This is a genomic window from Aquamicrobium terrae (genome assembly GCF_052978165.1).
This window is the reverse complement of record NZ_JBRKLZ010000001.1, coordinates 2335041-2350375: the sequence shown is the minus strand read 5'-3', so window position 1 is coordinate 2350375 and position 15335 is coordinate 2335041. Positions and strand designations below refer to the sequence as shown.

At 66.8% G+C, this 15335-nt stretch carries 17 protein-coding genes and 1 other RNA gene; 6 read left to right on the top strand and 12 right to left on the bottom strand.

Features of this window, described 5'->3' with window-relative positions:
- Nucleotides 1-594, top strand: coding sequence for a transporter (locus tag ACVCNR_RS11685; RefSeq protein ID WP_447074924.1), 594 nt, complete (start codon nucleotides 1-3; stop codon nucleotides 592-594).
- A 37-nt stretch (nucleotides 595-631) separates the two neighbouring features.
- A complete protein-coding gene (locus ACVCNR_RS11680; RefSeq protein ID WP_447074923.1) occupies nucleotides 632-1264 on the top strand; it encodes a LysE family translocator in 633 nt (210 codons plus the stop codon).
- Here the strand turns inward: ACVCNR_RS11680 and truA are convergent.
- The 4 genes from truA to def are packed head-to-tail and all read right to left on the bottom strand — an operon-like array spanning nucleotide 1252 to nucleotide 3988.
- Nucleotides 1252-2010: a tRNA pseudouridine(38-40) synthase TruA gene (gene truA, locus ACVCNR_RS11675; RefSeq protein ID WP_447074922.1), complete on the bottom strand. Its 759-nt coding sequence runs from the start codon at nucleotides 2008-2010 to the stop codon at nucleotides 1252-1254. The genes ACVCNR_RS11680 and truA overlap by 13 nt on opposite strands.
- A gap of 7 nt (nucleotides 2011-2017) precedes the next feature.
- Entirely contained in the window at nucleotides 2018-2521 is a 504-nt protein-coding gene (locus ACVCNR_RS11670) for a GNAT family N-acetyltransferase (protein ID WP_354194655.1), read from the bottom strand.
- Entirely contained in the window at nucleotides 2518-3453 is a 936-nt protein-coding gene (fmt, locus tag ACVCNR_RS11665; protein WP_447074920.1) for a methionyl-tRNA formyltransferase, read from the bottom strand. The genes ACVCNR_RS11670 and fmt overlap by 4 nt, the downstream gene beginning before the upstream one ends.
- A 4-nt stretch (nucleotides 3454-3457) precedes the next feature.
- A complete protein-coding gene (gene def, locus ACVCNR_RS11660) occupies nucleotides 3458-3988 on the bottom strand; it encodes a peptide deformylase (protein ID WP_354194651.1) in 531 nt (176 codons plus the stop codon).
- A 102-nt stretch (nucleotides 3989-4090) separates the two neighbouring features.
- On the opposite strand from def, the gene ACVCNR_RS11655 reads away from it, so the two are divergent.
- Nucleotides 4091-5338, top strand: a complete 1248-nt coding sequence (locus tag ACVCNR_RS11655) for a DNA recombination protein RmuC (protein ID WP_447074919.1) — start codon at nucleotides 4091-4093, stop codon at nucleotides 5336-5338.
- A 187-nt stretch (nucleotides 5339-5525) separates the two neighbouring features.
- On the opposite strand, the gene ACVCNR_RS11650 is transcribed toward ACVCNR_RS11655, so the two are convergent.
- Entirely contained in the window at nucleotides 5526-6464 is a 939-nt protein-coding gene (locus ACVCNR_RS11650; RefSeq protein WP_447074918.1) for a transposase, read from the bottom strand.
- Between the two features lie 710 nt (nucleotides 6465-7174).
- On the opposite strand from ACVCNR_RS11650, the gene sugE reads away from it, so the two are divergent.
- Nucleotides 7175-7489 (top strand): quaternary ammonium compound efflux SMR transporter SugE, encoded by a 315-nt coding sequence (sugE, locus tag ACVCNR_RS11645; protein WP_447074917.1) that lies wholly within the window; start codon nucleotides 7175-7177, stop codon nucleotides 7487-7489.
- 233 nt (nucleotides 7490-7722) lie between these two features.
- On the opposite strand, the gene ACVCNR_RS11640 is transcribed toward sugE, so the two are convergent.
- Nucleotides 7723-8118, bottom strand: a complete 396-nt coding sequence (locus ACVCNR_RS11640; RefSeq protein ID WP_354194645.1) for a DUF6481 family protein — start codon at nucleotides 8116-8118, stop codon at nucleotides 7723-7725.
- A gap of 185 nt (nucleotides 8119-8303) precedes the next feature.
- On the opposite strand from ACVCNR_RS11640, the gene ACVCNR_RS11635 reads away from it, so the two are divergent.
- Nucleotides 8304-9305: an LLM class flavin-dependent oxidoreductase gene (locus ACVCNR_RS11635; RefSeq protein ID WP_447074916.1), complete on the top strand. Its 1002-nt coding sequence runs from the start codon at nucleotides 8304-8306 to the stop codon at nucleotides 9303-9305.
- 19 nt (nucleotides 9306-9324) lie between these two features.
- Here ACVCNR_RS11635 and ACVCNR_RS11630 read toward each other — a convergent pair whose 3' ends face one another.
- The 6 genes from ACVCNR_RS11630 to ffs form a co-directional block, all read right to left on the bottom strand.
- Complete coding sequence (locus tag ACVCNR_RS11630; RefSeq protein ID WP_354194641.1) at nucleotides 9325-10563, bottom strand: lytic murein transglycosylase; 1239 nt, start codon at nucleotides 10561-10563, stop codon at nucleotides 9325-9327.
- 16 nt (nucleotides 10564-10579) lie between these two features.
- Nucleotides 10580-11185 carry a recombination mediator RecR gene (recR, locus tag ACVCNR_RS11625; protein ID WP_354194639.1) on the bottom strand — a complete coding sequence of 202 codons (606 nt, stop codon included), beginning with the start codon at nucleotides 11183-11185 and terminating at the stop codon, nucleotides 10580-10582.
- A gap of 75 nt (nucleotides 11186-11260) precedes the next feature.
- On the bottom strand, nucleotides 11261-12094 hold the full coding sequence (locus tag ACVCNR_RS11620) for a cell wall hydrolase (RefSeq protein ID WP_354194637.1): 834 nt from the start codon (nucleotides 12092-12094) through the stop codon (nucleotides 11261-11263).
- A 149-nt stretch (nucleotides 12095-12243) separates the two neighbouring features.
- The gene (locus ACVCNR_RS11615) at nucleotides 12244-12567 is read right to left on the bottom strand and encodes a YbaB/EbfC family nucleoid-associated protein (RefSeq protein ID WP_354194635.1); all 324 of its coding nucleotides are present in this window, start codon (nucleotides 12565-12567) and stop codon (nucleotides 12244-12246) included.
- A gap of 61 nt (nucleotides 12568-12628) precedes the next feature.
- Complete coding sequence (locus ACVCNR_RS11610; protein WP_447074914.1) at nucleotides 12629-14482, bottom strand: DNA polymerase III subunit gamma/tau; 1854 nt, start codon at nucleotides 14480-14482, stop codon at nucleotides 12629-12631.
- Nucleotides 14483-14613: 131 nt separating this feature from the next.
- Nucleotides 14614-14710, bottom strand: an RNA gene (ffs, locus tag ACVCNR_RS11605) — signal recognition particle sRNA small type.
- A 177-nt stretch (nucleotides 14711-14887) separates the two neighbouring features.
- Between ffs and ACVCNR_RS11600 the strand changes: the two genes are divergently transcribed.
- Entirely contained in the window at nucleotides 14888-15307 is a 420-nt protein-coding gene (locus ACVCNR_RS11600; protein WP_354194631.1) for an HIT family protein, read from the top strand.
- Nucleotides 15308-15335: the final 28 nt, after the last annotated feature.

Sequence of the window (15335 nt, the reverse complement as noted above, 5' to 3'; positions counted from 1 at the left end):
GTGCTGTCGGCGGACGAAATCCAGACATCGCTTGCCGGCGCCTGGCGCCTGATGATGGGAAAGCCGGACGGGCTGCGCCTGCTCGATCTTTCCGCCGAAGGGTTCTGGAATTCCTTCCAGGCGTTGCTGGTCGCTGTCCCGGCGCTGGTCGTCGGCTGGGTCGGCGTCGCCAACGAGATCGGCGATCCGCTGATCGTCTCCGGGCGCTTCTCCATGGTCGTGCGGCTGGCGCTGGTCGATCTCGGAAGCTGGGTGCTGCCGCTGGTGGCGCTGGCTCTGGTGGCCCCCTATGCCGGCATCGGCAACCGCTTCGTGCACTACGTGGTGGCGAGCAACTGGGCCTCGGCCATCATTGCCTGGATGCTTCTGCCTTCCGCCCTGATGCGGCTGTTCATGCCTTCGGCGGGCGAGGCGGCCACGCTGGTGGCGCTGCTCCTGTTCATCGCATCGCTGGTGCTGGGCTGGCGCATGACCAATGCCGCCATCGGCAAGGGCCCCGCGGTCGGCTCGGCGGTCTTCGCCGGCATGTTCGCCACATCGCTGGTCGTCCTGTTCAGCCTCCAGTCTTTGCTGGGGATCGTCATTCCACGCTAGAACAACCGCCGGACGGGTCCGGCCGAGGGAGAAAGCCATGCCCGCACTGGAAACTATCCTGCAATTCCTGATCGCAGCGGTGCTGTTCGCCTACATTCCGGGGCCCGCCATGCTCTACAGCGCCGCGCAGGCGCTGGCCCGCGGCACCCGCGGCGGCCTGATGGCGGTGCTTGGCATCCATGTCGGCGGCTATGTGCATGTGATCGCGGCCGCGGCCGGGCTTTCGGTGCTGTTCCATGCCGTCCCCACGCTCTACGCCGTGGTGAAGCTCGCCGGCGCGGCCTATCTGGTGTGGCTCGGCATCTCGTTCTTCCGCAAGAAGGCGGAGGACGGCGCGCCGCCGCTGGCCATGCCGGCCAAGTCGACGCGGCGCGCCTTCATCGAAAGCGTGATCGTGGATGTGCTGAATCCCAAGACGGCGATCTTCTTCGTGGCCTTCCTGCCGCAGTTCATCGATCCGGCGGCCGCCCTTCCGGTATGGGCGCAGTTCCTCATCCTCGGAACCATGACCAACCTGATCTTCACCTCGGCCGACATCGCCAGCGTTCTGCTGGCGCGCAGCCTCACCGAAAGACTGTCGCGGTCGGTCTCGGCGCGCCGCCTCATGGAACGGGCGGGAGGCGCGATCCTCATCGGCCTCGGCGCGCATCTGGCGCTTCAGCGAAGCTGATCGGGGTAGTCAACGCCGATCAGATAGAGCCCGTCGGGCGGCGCCACCTGGCCACAGGCCGCCCGGTTCGCGGCCTCCAGCGCGGCCTTGAGGTCGGCCGCCGTCCACGCCCCGTCGCCGACCCGCTTCAACGAGCCGACCATGGAGCGCACCTGGTTGTGCAGGAAGGAGCGGGCCGAGGCCCTGATCTCGATCACATCGCCTAGGCGCGTGACGTCGAGCCGGTCGAGCGTGCGCACCGGGCTGTTGGCCTGGCACTGGGCGGAGCGGAAGGTGGTGAAGTCGTGGCGGCCGAGCAACAGCCTGGCCGCCTCGTCCATGGCCCCGGCGTCGAGATGCCTCGGCACCCACCACACCTTGCCCTTTTCCAGAGCCGGCGGCGCGCGGCGGTTCGAGATGCGATAGAGATAGTGCCTGCCGAGCGCCGAGAACCGGGCGTCGAAGTCATCGGCCACTTGTGCCGCCTTGAGGACGGCCACCCGTTCGCCGGCCTGCTGGAGATGGGCGTTGAGCGCATCGCGCACCGTGTCGCCGCGCCAGTCCTTGGCCAGATCGACATGGGCGACCTGCGCCGTGGCATGCACGCCGGCATCGGTGCGGCCGGCGCCACGAATGGACACCGTCTCGCCGCTCAGCTTGAAAATGGCTTCTTCGATGGCCTGCTGCACCGAAGGATGGCCGGCCTGCCGCTGCCAGCCGGCATAGGGGCCGCCGTCATATTCCAGATCGAGCCGATAGCGCGGCATGACGTCCTCAGCCGCCCGCTTCGGCGCCGAAGGCCGGCGCATAGGCCAGCCGGCCGCGCAAGGGCGCGGCGCCCCAGGCCAGCGCCATCAGTTCCTCGCACTGGAAAACGCTGTCGAACCCCGCCGCGCGGTCATGACGATAACCGAAGCGGCCGTAATAGGCGGGATCGCCCAGCACCACCGACAATGTTTCGCCCTGATCCCGCAAACACCGATGCGCCTCGACGATCAGCGCGCTGCCGATCCCCTTGCCTTGGAAATCGGGCAGGACCGCCAGCGGCGCGAGCGCGACCGCATCGATGTCCTGCTCCCCACTTTCCACGGCAAGGCGGGTGAACAGGATATGGCCGACGATGTGTCCGTCCCGCTCCGCGACCAGTTCGAGCACGGCATCGCCGGCGGCGACGAGCGCATCGACCAGATCGGCCTCGTCGGTGCGGCCGAAGGCCCGTTCCTCGACGGTGCGGATTGCGGCGCGATCCTCCGGGCGGGCGGTACGTATGGCATTCATGACAGCTTCATCCCCGTCGACAGCCGCGCCCCGCGCAAGAACTCTGGCGCAGCGACAGGGCGCGCGCCGGCCCGCTGCACCTCGGTGAGCCGTACCGCGCCGGCCCCGCAGGCAATGGTGAGACCGTCGTCGAGCACCGTGCCGGGTTCGCCGGCACCATCCGCCAGCGTCGAGCGCAGCAGCTTCAGCCGTTCGGGCTTGCCGCCCGCCTCGAACTCGCACCAGGCGCCGGGAAACGGCGACAGGCCGCGTATATGATTGTGCACGTCCCGCGCCGGCCAGCTCCAGTCGACCCGTGTTTCCGCCTTGGCGATCTTTCTGGCGTAGAGCGCGCCTTCCTGCGGCTGCGGGGTAAAGGCGAGCGTTCCGGCTTCCAGCTTCGCCAGCGCCTCCAGCATCAGCGCCGCGCAGGCCGGCATCAATTCGTCATGCAGCTCGCCGGCCGTCATGTCCGGCCCGATCGACAGCTTGCTGGTCAGCGCCACCGGGCCGGTGTCCAGCCCCTCTTCCATGCGCATGACCATGACGCCGGTTTCGGCGTCGCCGGCCATGATGGCGCGCTGGATGGGAGCGGCACCGCGCCAGCGCGGCAACAGCGAGGCATGGCCGTTGAGGCAGCCGAAGCGGGGGGCGTCCAGAATGGCGCGCGGCAACAGCAGCCCATAGGCGACGACCACCGCCACATCGGCCTGCAGCGCCCGGAAGGCCTGCTGCTCCTCGTCTCCCTTGAGCGACAGCGGCGTCGAGACGGCGATGCCCAGCCTTTCGGCCTCGCGCTGCACCGGCGACGCGGTCAGTTCCAGCCCGCGCCTTCCGGCCGCCCGCGGCGGCTGCGTGTAGACGGCGGCGACGTCATGGCCGGCTTCGGCAATGGCGCGCAGCGTGGGCACGGAAAAATCCGGCGTGCCCATGAAGACGACGCGCAAGGCCATGGTCTCAGCCGACGAGACGGCCGGCCGGCTTCTCGCGCGCCAGCTTGCGGAACTTGCGCATGACCATGTCGCGTTTCAGCTTCGAGATGTGATCGATGAACAGCACGCCGTTGAGATGGTCGATCTCGTGCTGCAGGCAGGTGGCCATCAGCCCTTCGGCAGCCATCTCCTGCGCCTTGCCGTCGCGGTCGACATATTTCACCCGCACCGTGGCCGGGCGCTCGACCTCGGCATAATATTCGGGGATCGACAGGCAGCCTTCCTCGTAAACCGAACGCTCGTCGCTGCTGTGCAGGATTTCCGGGTTGACGAAGACATGGGGGGCCGGCTCCTCGTCCTCCTTGGCAAGGTCGATCACCAGAAGCCGCAGGGGCAGGCCGACCTGGATGGCGGCAAGGCCGATGCCCGGCGCCTCATACATCGTCTCCAGCATGTCGTCGGCCAGCTTGCGCAGCGAATCGTCGACACGCTCCACCGGCCTGGACATCTGGCGCAGCAACGGATCGGGAAGGATGATGAGCGGCTTGATCGTCATTGCGCTCACCTAAGACCTCGCCGGTGCGGCGTCAACCGGGCAGATCGATATCCGTTCACGTTTTGATCTGGCCGAAGGGGGCGAATCTGTTATGGTGCGCCGATGAACGACCTGCCCGGCCCCCTCTCCCTGCCCATTATCCAGCTCGGCGCCACGACCATCACGCTCGGCCAGTTGCTGGCGTTCGGCGCCTTGCTGTTCGCCGCGCTGCTGGTGGCGATGGTCGTCGCCCTGTGGCGATCGGCCAATGCGCGCGCGGCCGCCGCGGCGGAAGCGGCCGACAATGCCCGCGACGCGGAAGCGCGCATGGCCGAGATATTGCGCAGCCAGGCCGAGATGCAGGGCCGCATGGGCGCCATCGCCGAAGTGTTCGGCTCGCGGCAGGCGGAGCTGACGCAGTCGATCGGCCAGCGCCTCGACGCCATGAGCGGGCGGCTCGGCCAGACCATCAGCGAACAGACCCGCGCCACCCACGAGAACCTCGCCAGATTGCAGGAGCGACTGGCCACCATCGACAGCGCGCAGGGCAACATACAGGCGCTGGCCGGGCAGGTGGTGCAGCTCCAGGCGATCCTTTCCAACAAGCAGACGCGCGGCGCCTTCGGCCAGTCGCGCATGGAAGCGATTGTCGCCGACGGCCTGCCGATGGGCTCCTACGAGTTCCAGGCCACGCTTTCCAACGGCAGCCGGCCGGATTGCCTGGTTAAGATGCCGAACGACGCGCCGTCGCTGGTCATCGACGCGAAATTCCCGCTCGAGGCCTGGAACGCCATTCGCGCCGCCGAAACGGCCGAGACGCAAAAGGCGGCGGCACAGGCCTTCCGCCGCGACGTCGAGGTTCATATCCGCGACATCGCCGACAAATACCTGCTGCAAGGCGAAACGCAGGACACGGCCTTCATGTTCGTGCCCTCCGAATCCGTGTTCGCCGAGATCCACGAGAATTTCGAGGCGCTGGTGCAGCGCGCGCACCGCGCGCGCATCGTCATCGTCTCGCCCTCGCTGCTGATGCTGTCGATCCAGGTTATCCAGGCCATCCTCAAGGACGCCCGCATGCGCGAGCAGGCCCACGTCATCCAGGGCGAGGTGATCCGCCTGATGGAGGATGTGAGCCGGCTGGACGAGCGGGTGCGCAAATTGCAGACCCATTTCGGGCAGGCCTCGAAGGATATCGACGACATCCTCGTCTCCAGCACCAAGGTGACGAAGCGCGGGCAGAAGATCGAGGCGCTGGAATTCGGCGGCGGCACGGCGGATGAGGCGGACGAAAAGACCGGCCCCTCGACCGCGCGCACAGCGGCTTCGAAGACCGGGCAGCTTCGGCTGCGCGTCGTCGAGGACGCCGAGTAGGCGATAACATTTTCGGATTTTGACGGAGTAGCCCTTTTACCGCCCCGCAGGGAAGACGGCCTTCGAAAGGTATCCTCACCGCAAACGGAGGGAAGTCCCGGCAGAGAAGGGGAAAATTTTCACTTGCAGCTAACGACCGCCGAACCGGCCGGCCCATGCCGGTTGGCAGCGCAACTCCCTCCCTTCATCAACTCTGATGGTTTTGATTGTCTCTGAGCCTTGCGTTGAGGGTTATGATGATCTTTCGCATGGTCGCTGCGATTGCGAGGATCGGTGGTTTTCCGTTGGCGATGAGGCGCGCGTAGAAGGCGGCGAACTCGCCTTGTCCGGCAGCGGCGCGCAAGGCCGGCATGAAGAGTGCGGTCCTGACCTGCGGTCTGCCGCCGCGCTGGCGTCGCCGGCCCCTTGCTGTGCCGCTCTCGTTGGGGTGCGGCGCGGTGCCGGCCAGCGCTGCGGCCTGTCGGCGCTGGAGATGGCCGAGCTCGGGCATCAGGGCGAGGATCGTCACGGCGCTGACCGTGCCGATGCCGTTCATGCCGGTGCAGATGGCGACGCGGTGGCGCAGGCCCGCGTTTTGCGCCACCAGCGCGGCGATCGCCCGCTCGAGCGCCGCGATCTGCCGGGTGATTGTTGCGAGCATGGCCCGAAACGAGGCGGCCATCGCCCTGGCACCGGGTGCCCGTGACCGGTTCTGCTCGGCAACCTTGAATGCGACCAGGTCGGCCCTTCGGCGCACGAGGGCCTGCATCTGCTTCTCGTCGGCGTCGGGCGCCTGCCACAAGGGCAGCTTCGTCCAGCGCTCGCGTCCATAGGCGGCCATCTGCGCGGCGTCGATGGCGTCGCTTTTGCCCAGCGTTCCGAAGGAGCGGATGAAGGCCTTGAGCCTGAGCGTGTCGGCGCGGTGGCCGGCGATGCCGGCCCTCAGGCACTCTTCCAGGAGCAGCAACTCGTAGCCGCCCGTCGGTTCGCACACGACGAGATCGGGGCGGCTGGTCCTGAGCAGCGAGCGGATGGCTGCGCGGCTGTTGGCGACAGTCGCAGCCGTGATGCCGTCATCGACGGCCAGCCGGTCCCTGGCGACATCGACACCGAGGCAGCGGACGGGCGCATGGTGCAGGAAGGTCATGACGGTGCTATCCTTTGCAGGCTTCGGATTGTTTGCGGGCGTGGTGGTGGGCCAGAGGCCCGATCAACTCTCCAAGCGGGGGTGCAAAGGCGGCAGAGACCTTGATGACGTCGGGTGTCGGCCCGATCCCGGAACCGGTCGCCTGCCGCCGAGGCTGCGGGTTTGCAGGCCCGCAGCCTCGCTGCTCAACCTACCCCATATCGATCAAACAATCCCGGAAGCCGCAGCGAAGCGGCGGCTGTCCGCGATCCATCCCGTGACGTTTGAAGGGTCCGGCATGGATTCCCGACGCTCTCAATTCGCTTCGCTCATTTCGAGGCCGGGAATGACGGGCAGACCAGATCATTTCACCTTTGAAGCGGCACCGGCGACTGGTCGGGCCGGATGGAGCTGCAAGGGTCCCTCAGGCTCCCATCCGCCGCCGCCGCAGCAAAGAAGCAAGGAAAGCTCCTTTCACGGCATCGCCGGGACCGGTCGCTCGGCCTCAAGCCCCGAACCTGATCCTGACTTGCTCCGGTGCATTGCAGTGATGCGATTGCGGCCCTTGATCCTTTTTCCGTCCGGACTTATGTCCCGAACCGTGGGGACGACCCCACCGTTTCAGGCTTGGTCCATTAGCCACTGGCACGCCCGGCTGGTATCGGCGGATTGAGGCAGGCTGAAATTCATGATCAAGGTCGGGACGACCCGCCATCGAGACGGAGCGTTCCATGCACTGGATTTTGCTGTTCATCGCCGGCCTGTTCGAAACCGGCTGGGCGATCGGCCTCAAATACACCGATGGCTTTACGAAGCCGCTGCCGACAGTTCTCACCGCGCTGTCGATGATTATAAGCGTCGTGCTGCTGGGGCTCGCGCTCAAGCATCTGCCGGTCGGCACCGGCTATGCGGTGTGGACCGGCATCGGCACGGTGGGCACGACCCTGCTCGGCATCTGGCTGCTGGGCGAGCCGGCAACCGTGGCGAGGCTCGCCTGCATCGGCCTCATCGTTGCCGGCATCATCGGCCTGAAACTGGCCGCCTGATAGCCGGTCCGTGATTCCTGCCAGTCGGCGGACGGCGAAGCGCAGCCTGTCCGGATGACGAACAGATCGGTTCCCGCGATCCCGGCCGGGATGAGAGACTGCTGCATCTCGACCGGAATTGCCATCACTGGTGATTTACGACCACGCCGGTTCCGGGCAGCGCTTCGGCCACAAATACCAAAAGACCGGTCCCCGTTCGGGGCCGGTCCTTCGGACTTACGACCATAGCGCGTTCAGCGGACGGTGAAGCCCGGCGGCATGCGGCCGCCACGGGCCTTGCGAGCGGCGTAGCGCGCGTCGCGCTTGGCCTTGCGTTCAGCCTCGAGAGCCAGTTCGGCAGCGATTCGCTCGGCTTCCTCGGCCTCGCGGATACGGGCCTGCTCGGCGGCGATACGCTCCGCCTCGGCACGCTCGGCAGCCTCGCGGGCCAGCTTTTCCTGCTTCAGGCGGGCCTTCTCGGCCTCGCGCTCGGCACGGGCGGCCAGAATGGCCTCACGCTCGGCCTTGCGGGCGAGAACGCGCGGATCGTCTTCGGCCGGACGCTGCTTGAAACGCTCGAGAAGAGCCTTCTTTGCATCACTAGCGGCATTGCGCCGCTCAAAAATGTCTTTTTCCCTGTAGATAGCCAACTTTACTTCCCTGAAATCGGTTCGCGTGCCTTACATACGGGCCAAACGCCAGACTTCAAGCGCCAAAACGGCATGCCAGCCATGAATTCCTGGCATGTTGCCCTGCGACGACACTTTCCGGCGCCCTGTTTGCGCACGCCATGCACGCACCCTATATCCGGCGCAACCTGACACGGAAGCCCGGCATGACATCACTCTCCGTCCTCGACCTGTCGCCCGTCACCCAAGGCGGCACCGTCGCGCAATCGCTCGCCAACACGCTCGACCTCGCCCGCGATGCCGAGCGGCTCGGCTACAAGCGCTACTGGCTGGCCGAGCACCACAACATGCCGGGCATCGCCAGCGCCGCCACGGCAGTGGTGATCGCCCATGTCGCGGCGGGCACCAGCACGATCCGCGTCGGCGCGGGCGGCATCATGCTGCCCAACCACGCGCCGCTGATCATCGCCGAGCAGTTCGGCACGCTGTCGGCGCTGTATCCGGGCCGCATCGATCTGGGCCTCGGCCGTGCGCCGGGCACCGACATGGTGACCGCGCAGGCACTGCGCCGCAATCTCGACGCCTCGGTCGACAATTTCCCGCGCGACGTGGTCGAGCTGATGGCCTATTTCGAACCGGCGGCGGAAGGCCAACGCGTGCACGCCATTCCCGGCGAGGGCGAGAAGGTGCCGGTCTGGATCCTCGGCTCCAGCCTCTACGGCGCGCAGCTCGCGGCCATGCTCGGCCTGCCCTATGCGTTCGCCTCGCATTTCGCCCCGGCAGAGATGGAGCGGGCGCTGGAGCTTTACCGCTCGCGCTTCGAACCCTCGGCGCACCTGGAAAAACCGCACGTCATGCTCGGCCTCAACGTGGTCGCCGCGCCGACCGACGACGAGGCGCGCTACCTGTTCAGCTCGCTCCAGCAGGCCTTCGTCAACCTGCGCAGCGGCCGTCCCGGCAAGCTGCCGGCACCGGTGGAGAACTATGCGGAACAACTTGGGGCGCAGGAGCGCGCCATGCTCGGCCATGCGCTGTCCTGCGCCATCACCGGCTCGCCCGAAACCGTGAGGCTCGGGCTCGACGCCTTCATCCGCCGCACCGGCGCCGACGAACTGATGGTGACCGCACAGGTGTTCGACCATGCGGCGCGCTTGCGCTCGTTCGAAATCCTGGCGGACGTGCACCGGCAAATGGCCAAGGCGGCATAGGTTTAAGTCTGTAGCGGGGCTATTTCAGCGCGCGCACCAGCCCGGCATCGGGGAAACAGGTGGCCGGGCGACCGTTCTTCGCCTGCCAGTCGCCGATCGAGCGCCGCGTCTTGAATCCGGGCAGGCCGTCGGCGCCGCCGACATCGTAGCCCTTGGCCTCCAGCGCCCGTTGCAGGCCGGCGATGTCGGATCTGTAGAGCTTGTCCACCGCGCCCCAGCGCCCGGCGAAGCCCTTGTCGCCATAGGCGATGCGATCGCCCGCATGGCCGATGAACAGGGCATAGAGGTCGCTCATATTGTAGTCCTTGAGGACGTAGAAATTGGGCGTGACGATAAAGGCCGGCCCGTTGCGCCCGGCCGGCATCAAAAGGAAGCCTTCGGCCCGCGCCTCATGCGCCGGGAACGGCTTGCCATTGACGCGCCGGATGCCCATTGCGGCCCATTTCGAGATCGGCCTGCCGATGTCCGGCCCTTCCAGCGCGCAGGACACATTGTCCGGCACCACCACCTCGAAGCCCCAGTCGCGGCCCTTCTGCCAGCCGTGGTGGACGAGATAGTTGGCGATGGAGCCCAATGTGTCGGGCACCGAATTCCAGATGTCGGCGCGGCCGTCGCCATCCATGTCCACGGCATGTTCGAGGAAGGACGAGGGCAGGAACTGCGGCTGGCCGAGCGCGCCGGCCCATGACGACTTCATCGCCCCGCGGGTAACAGTGCCGCGCTCGACCATGGCTAGGGCGGCCAGCACCTCCTTGCGGAACATGTCCTTGCGGGTGGCCATGAACGCCTTGGTGCCCAGCACCTCGAAGGCGTCATAGGGCATGCGGGCCGCGCCGAAGCCGGATTCGCGGCCCCAGATCGCCAGCACGACCGGGCCAGGCACGCCGAAGTGCCGCTCGACCGCCGCCAGCGTGCGGGCATGGCTGGCGGCGCGGGCGCGACCGCCCGCCGTCACCGCGCCCACCGTCTTTTCGGCGAAATAGGCGCCGGGCGCCCCGAACTCGGCCTGATGCTGGGTCTTCGGCGTCTTCGGCTTCTCGCCCGGCAGGACGAGGTCGGGCAATTTGAGATTGGGCTTCACGCCGGCGAAGGCGGCGTCGAAGGTCTTTCTGGAGATGCCTTTCGAACGCGCCTCCGGCCACAGATCATTCGCCAGCCAGGCGCGGAACTGGTCATCGACGGGCGCGGCCAAGACAGGCGAGGCATGCGCCAGCACGGCGAAAATGCCGGCACAGAGAGCGACCAATCCACGCTTCATCCAGATGCCCTCCCGGTCAGAATGCGGTTCTCGATTTCAGCGCCGCCGCCAAAGTGCCCTCGTCGAGGTAATCCAGTTCGCCGCCCACCGGCACGCCGTGGGCAAGCCTCGTCACCTTCACGTCGAGGCCGGAAAGCTGGTCGGTGAGGTAATGCGCGGTGGTCTGGCCTTCCACGGTGGCGTTGACGGCGAGGATCACTTCCTTGACCTCGCCGGCGGAGACACGGTCGACCAGCGATCGGATATTGAGCTGGTCGGGGCCGATGCCGTCGAGCGGCGACAGCGTGCCGCCCAGCACATGATAGCGCACGTTCATGGCCGAGGCGCGCTCCAGCGCCCACAGGTCCGATACGTCCTCGACCACGATCAGGGTCGCCGGATCGCGGCGCGGGTCGCTGCAGATGATGCACGGATCGGCGGTGTCGACATTGCCGCATGTGGAGCACACGCGCACCTTGTCCAGCGCCTCGCCCATGGCGGCGGCGAGCGGCCCCAGCAACTGGTCCTTCTTCTTGATCAGATGCAGCGCCGCGCGGCGCGCCGAACGCGGGCCGAGCCCCGGCACCTTGGCCAGAAGCTGGATCAGACGTTCGATTTCGGGGCCGGCGATTCGCTTGGACATAGCCGGGTTTTAAAGCATGTCCCGCGAAACTGGGAACCGTTTCGTTTCCCAAGGTTTCGCGGAATGCGAGCGCCCTCAATATTCGGGCATCGGCCTTGCCTGGCTGACGATCAGCGAGCCGATGGCGCTGGTGTCCTGCGGCGTCTGCTCGAAGGCCATCACCGGCTGCTGCTGCGCGGTATCGGACACCGAAGCCGTGGTGATGACGTCCGTGTCCGGCTTGGCGGCAGGTTGCGGCGCAGGTGCGGCCGCTGCCACCATGACCGGCGCGGCTTCCGGCTTTTCCTTGGCGATCGCCGGGGCGGAGGGGAGCTTCGTCGTGACAGGGGGCACGGCGGCGGCCGGGCTCGCGGCGGCCACGCGGAATTCGGAATCCGGCGGCAGCGGCTCGAAATTGCGGCCGCGCTTCTCATAGAAGGCGTTGCCGCCGGCCACCGCGACATAATGCATGTTGTTGTATTTGAACTTGAGGCCGGCCGTATGGAAGAACATGGCGTTCTTCATCTTCGGGTGGCGCTCGCCCTTGAGCACGGCATCGGCCGCTTCCACCACATCCGGCAGGGCTTTCGAATTCATCTTGCGGCTGAGCACGCCGGGGGCGAACTGGCGCGGCGCACCAACGACCTGGCAGATCGTGTCGCCATGCTTGCCCGATTTGAGGCGGTTCATCACCACCGTGCCGACACCGATCATGCCGTCACGGCTGGAACGGTTGGCCTCGAAGAAGATCGCGCGCTGCAGGCATTCGCGGTCTTTTTCCGTATAGCGGTAGGTGTAGGTCTTCGACGGCGACGTGTCCGTCTTGTCGTGCAGAGCAAGGCTTTGCGTGGTCTGGCTGCAGCCGGCGAGCAGCACAAGTGATCCGGCGGCGCCCAGCAAAGCTGGCGTCTTCCATCGCTTGGCGATCAAAAATCGTCCCCTCTTCCTGTCGCCGCCACATCCCCGGATGTGGCTAAGATGAGACAGTTTCGGGCGAAATGATGGCAGGCGCCGTTTTTTGCCGGCTTGTGGCTTCCGGGACCGGCCCGCCGAGGCGGGCCCCGGTATTTCCAGGGGTCTCAGAACGGCAGCTTCATGCCGGGCGGGATCGGCAGGCCGGCGGTCAGCTCCCGGGTCTTTTCCTGCATCACCTGCTCGACCTTGACCTTGGCATCGTTGTGGGCGGCGAGGATCAGGTCCTCGAGGATTTCCACCTCGTCCTCCTTGAGCAGCGAGGGGTCGATCTTCAGCGCCTTCATCTCGAACTTGCCGCTCAGCGTCACGGTGACCATGCCGCCGCCCGCCTGCCCGCTCGCCTCGAGTTGCGCGATCTCCTCCTGCATGGACTGGAACTTGGCCTGCATTTCCTTGGCTTTGCCCATCAGGCCGAGCAGATCCTTCATCGCGATATCCTTTGCGTTGCTGGGCCGGAGCGCCTGTCGGCGTTGTTCCGGCTGGACTGGTTCAATCTTCTTCGTCGGCTTCCGGTTCGGGCAGCGTGTCCTCATCCGCCGATTCCGCCTGCAGGGCGTCGGGAATGCGCACATCAATGATCTTCGCGCCAGGGAAGCGGGCGAGAATCGCCGCTACGGCCGGATCGCTGCGGGCGTCGAGCAGCGCCGTCTCGCGCCGGACCGATTCCATCTCAGCCAGCGTCTGGCCGCCCTCCTCCTTGGACAACGACACCACCCAGTGCCGCCCCGTCCACTGCTTCAGCTTGACGGTGAGGTCGTTGAGCAGGGTGCGCGGCGCTTCCTCGGTCAGGCTGACCTCGACATGGCCCGGCTCGATGCGAACCGGGCGCACGCACCGCCTTACCAACGCCTTGAACAGCCCGTCGCGATGGCTGTCGGCCAGAGCCACGATGTCGTCGAGCGACTTGATCGAAACCTGGGACGGGACCGCTTCCGGTTCCGGCTGCGGCGGCGTGAAGGAAACCGGTTCAGGTGCGGCCTGGACCAGCCGCATGGTCTGCGCGCCGCCCGAGGACGACGGCATGACGGAAGGCATCGCCGGCTGGGCCATGGCACTTGCCGGCGCGCCGTTTCCGGCCTCGACCGGCGCCGGGCGCGGCTGCGGAGCCGGGGCGCGTGGCGTGGGAGCCGGCTGGCCATCCAGCGACTTCAGCGCCTCGTCCAGCGTCGGCAGGTCGGCCGCGTGGGCGATGCGGATCAGCACCATCTCGGCCGCGCTGACCGGACGGTTCGAGCTTTGCACTTCGGGAATGCCCTTGAGCAGCATCTGCCAGGTGCGCGACAGCACCTTGACCGAAAGGGCGGCGGCGAACTCGACGCCGCGCCGGCGCTCGGCCTCGGAGAGCGATGCGTCCTCGGCCGCGTCCGGCACAAAGCGCAGGCGGGTGACCAGATGGTTGAACTCGGCAAGATCGGTGAGCACGGCGGCCGGATCGGCGCCGGTATCGTACTGGGCGCGGAATTCGGCCAGCGCGGCCGCGATGTCGCCCTTCATGAGATGCTCGAACAGGTCGATGATGCGGCCGCGGTCGGCGAGACCCAGCATGGCACGCACCGCCTCGGCGGTGACCGCGCCGCCGCCCGCTGCCCCACCACTATGGGCGATGGCCTGGTCGAGGATCGACAGCGAATCGCGCGCCGAGCCCTCGGCCGCGCGCGCGATCATGGCCAGCGCCTCGTCGTCGATGGAGATGCCTTCCCTGGCGGCGATGGCCCCCAGATGGTTCACGAGCAGGCCGGCATCGATGCGCCTGAGGTCGAAGCGCTGGCAGCGCGACAGCACCGTGATCGGCACCTTGCGGATCTCGGTGGTGGCGAAGATGAACTTCACATGCGGCGGCGGCTCCTCCAGCGTCTTCAGCAGGCCGTTGAAGGCCTGCGTGGACAGCATGTGCACCTCGTCGATGATGTAGACCTTGTAGCGGGCCGACACCGGCGCGTAGCGCACCCGGTCGATGATGTCGCGGATGTCGTCGATGCCGGTGTGGGAGGCGGCGTCCATCTCGATCACGTCGACATGGCGCCCCTCCATGATCGCCTGGCAGTGCTCGCCGGGCACCGACAGGTCGATGCTCGGCTGGTCGACCTCAGGCGTGCGGTAGTTGAGGGCGCGGGCGAGGATGCGCGCGGTGGTCGTCTTGCCGACGCCGCGCACGCCGGTCAGCATCCAGGCTTGGGCGATGCGCCCGGAAGAGAAGGCGTTGGTGAGGGTGCGCACCATCGGCTCCTGGCCGATGAGCTGGGAAAAATCGGAAGGACGGTATTTGCGGGCGAGAACCCGGTAGGCCCCGGGCGCCTGCCCGGCTGCGAAAGCGCCTGCGTCGCTGGTTCCGGCGTCGTTCATCGATCAGCACTGCTCCAAGCCAGCATCAGGGGACCGCGACCGGAAGCGGCCGTCTGCAAAGCCAGTTTCGCCCGCACGCCCCGACACAGTCAATGAGCATGCCGTCATGAACGCGAAGATGGCGAAGAAAGGCGGGAGGCTGGAACAATGACCCGTTCCGGGCTCGTTAGGGCTGCTTCCTTCCGGACCTGACCCGGTTGGCGAGTGGACCGTCCACCACCAACCTCCCGCTGTCCATATCGGCAATTCGACCGCGAAATGCAAGGGCGAGTCGAAATTCGATGATAGCTAAAGAGCGGAATCGCTTGCAGCGAAAAGCGCCTCGCACTACCGTTTCGATCCGGATAGGCGACAATACCGCTCACAGTTCACAATGCCCGGCTTCGCCGGTTCAAGGGAGACGCCATGCTGCCCGGGCTCAAGGCCGGTTTTTCGCTCGACGCCCGCCTCGAAGCGGACAGCGAACCGCTGATGTGGCTCGGCCTGTGCGAGCTGAGGGTCATGAACGACCGCCGCTGGCCGTGGCTGGTGCTCGTCCCGCAGCGCCCGGAGGCCGAGGAAATCCACGACATGGCGCCACTCGACCAGGCCATGCTCACCTTCGAGACCAACATGGTGGCGCAGGCGCTGAAGCGCGTCACCGACTGCACCAAGATCAACACGGGCGCGCTGGGCAATATCGTGCGCCAGCTTCACGTCCATATCGTCGCCCGCAGGGAGGACGACCCGGCATGGCCCGGCCCCGTATGGGGGCACGGCGTGCGCGAACCCTATCGGCCGGAGGAACTGCGCCGGTTTGCCGAAAAGGTGAAGGCGGCGCTATAAGCGCTCGCCTGCCAGTTTTCGGACCAGC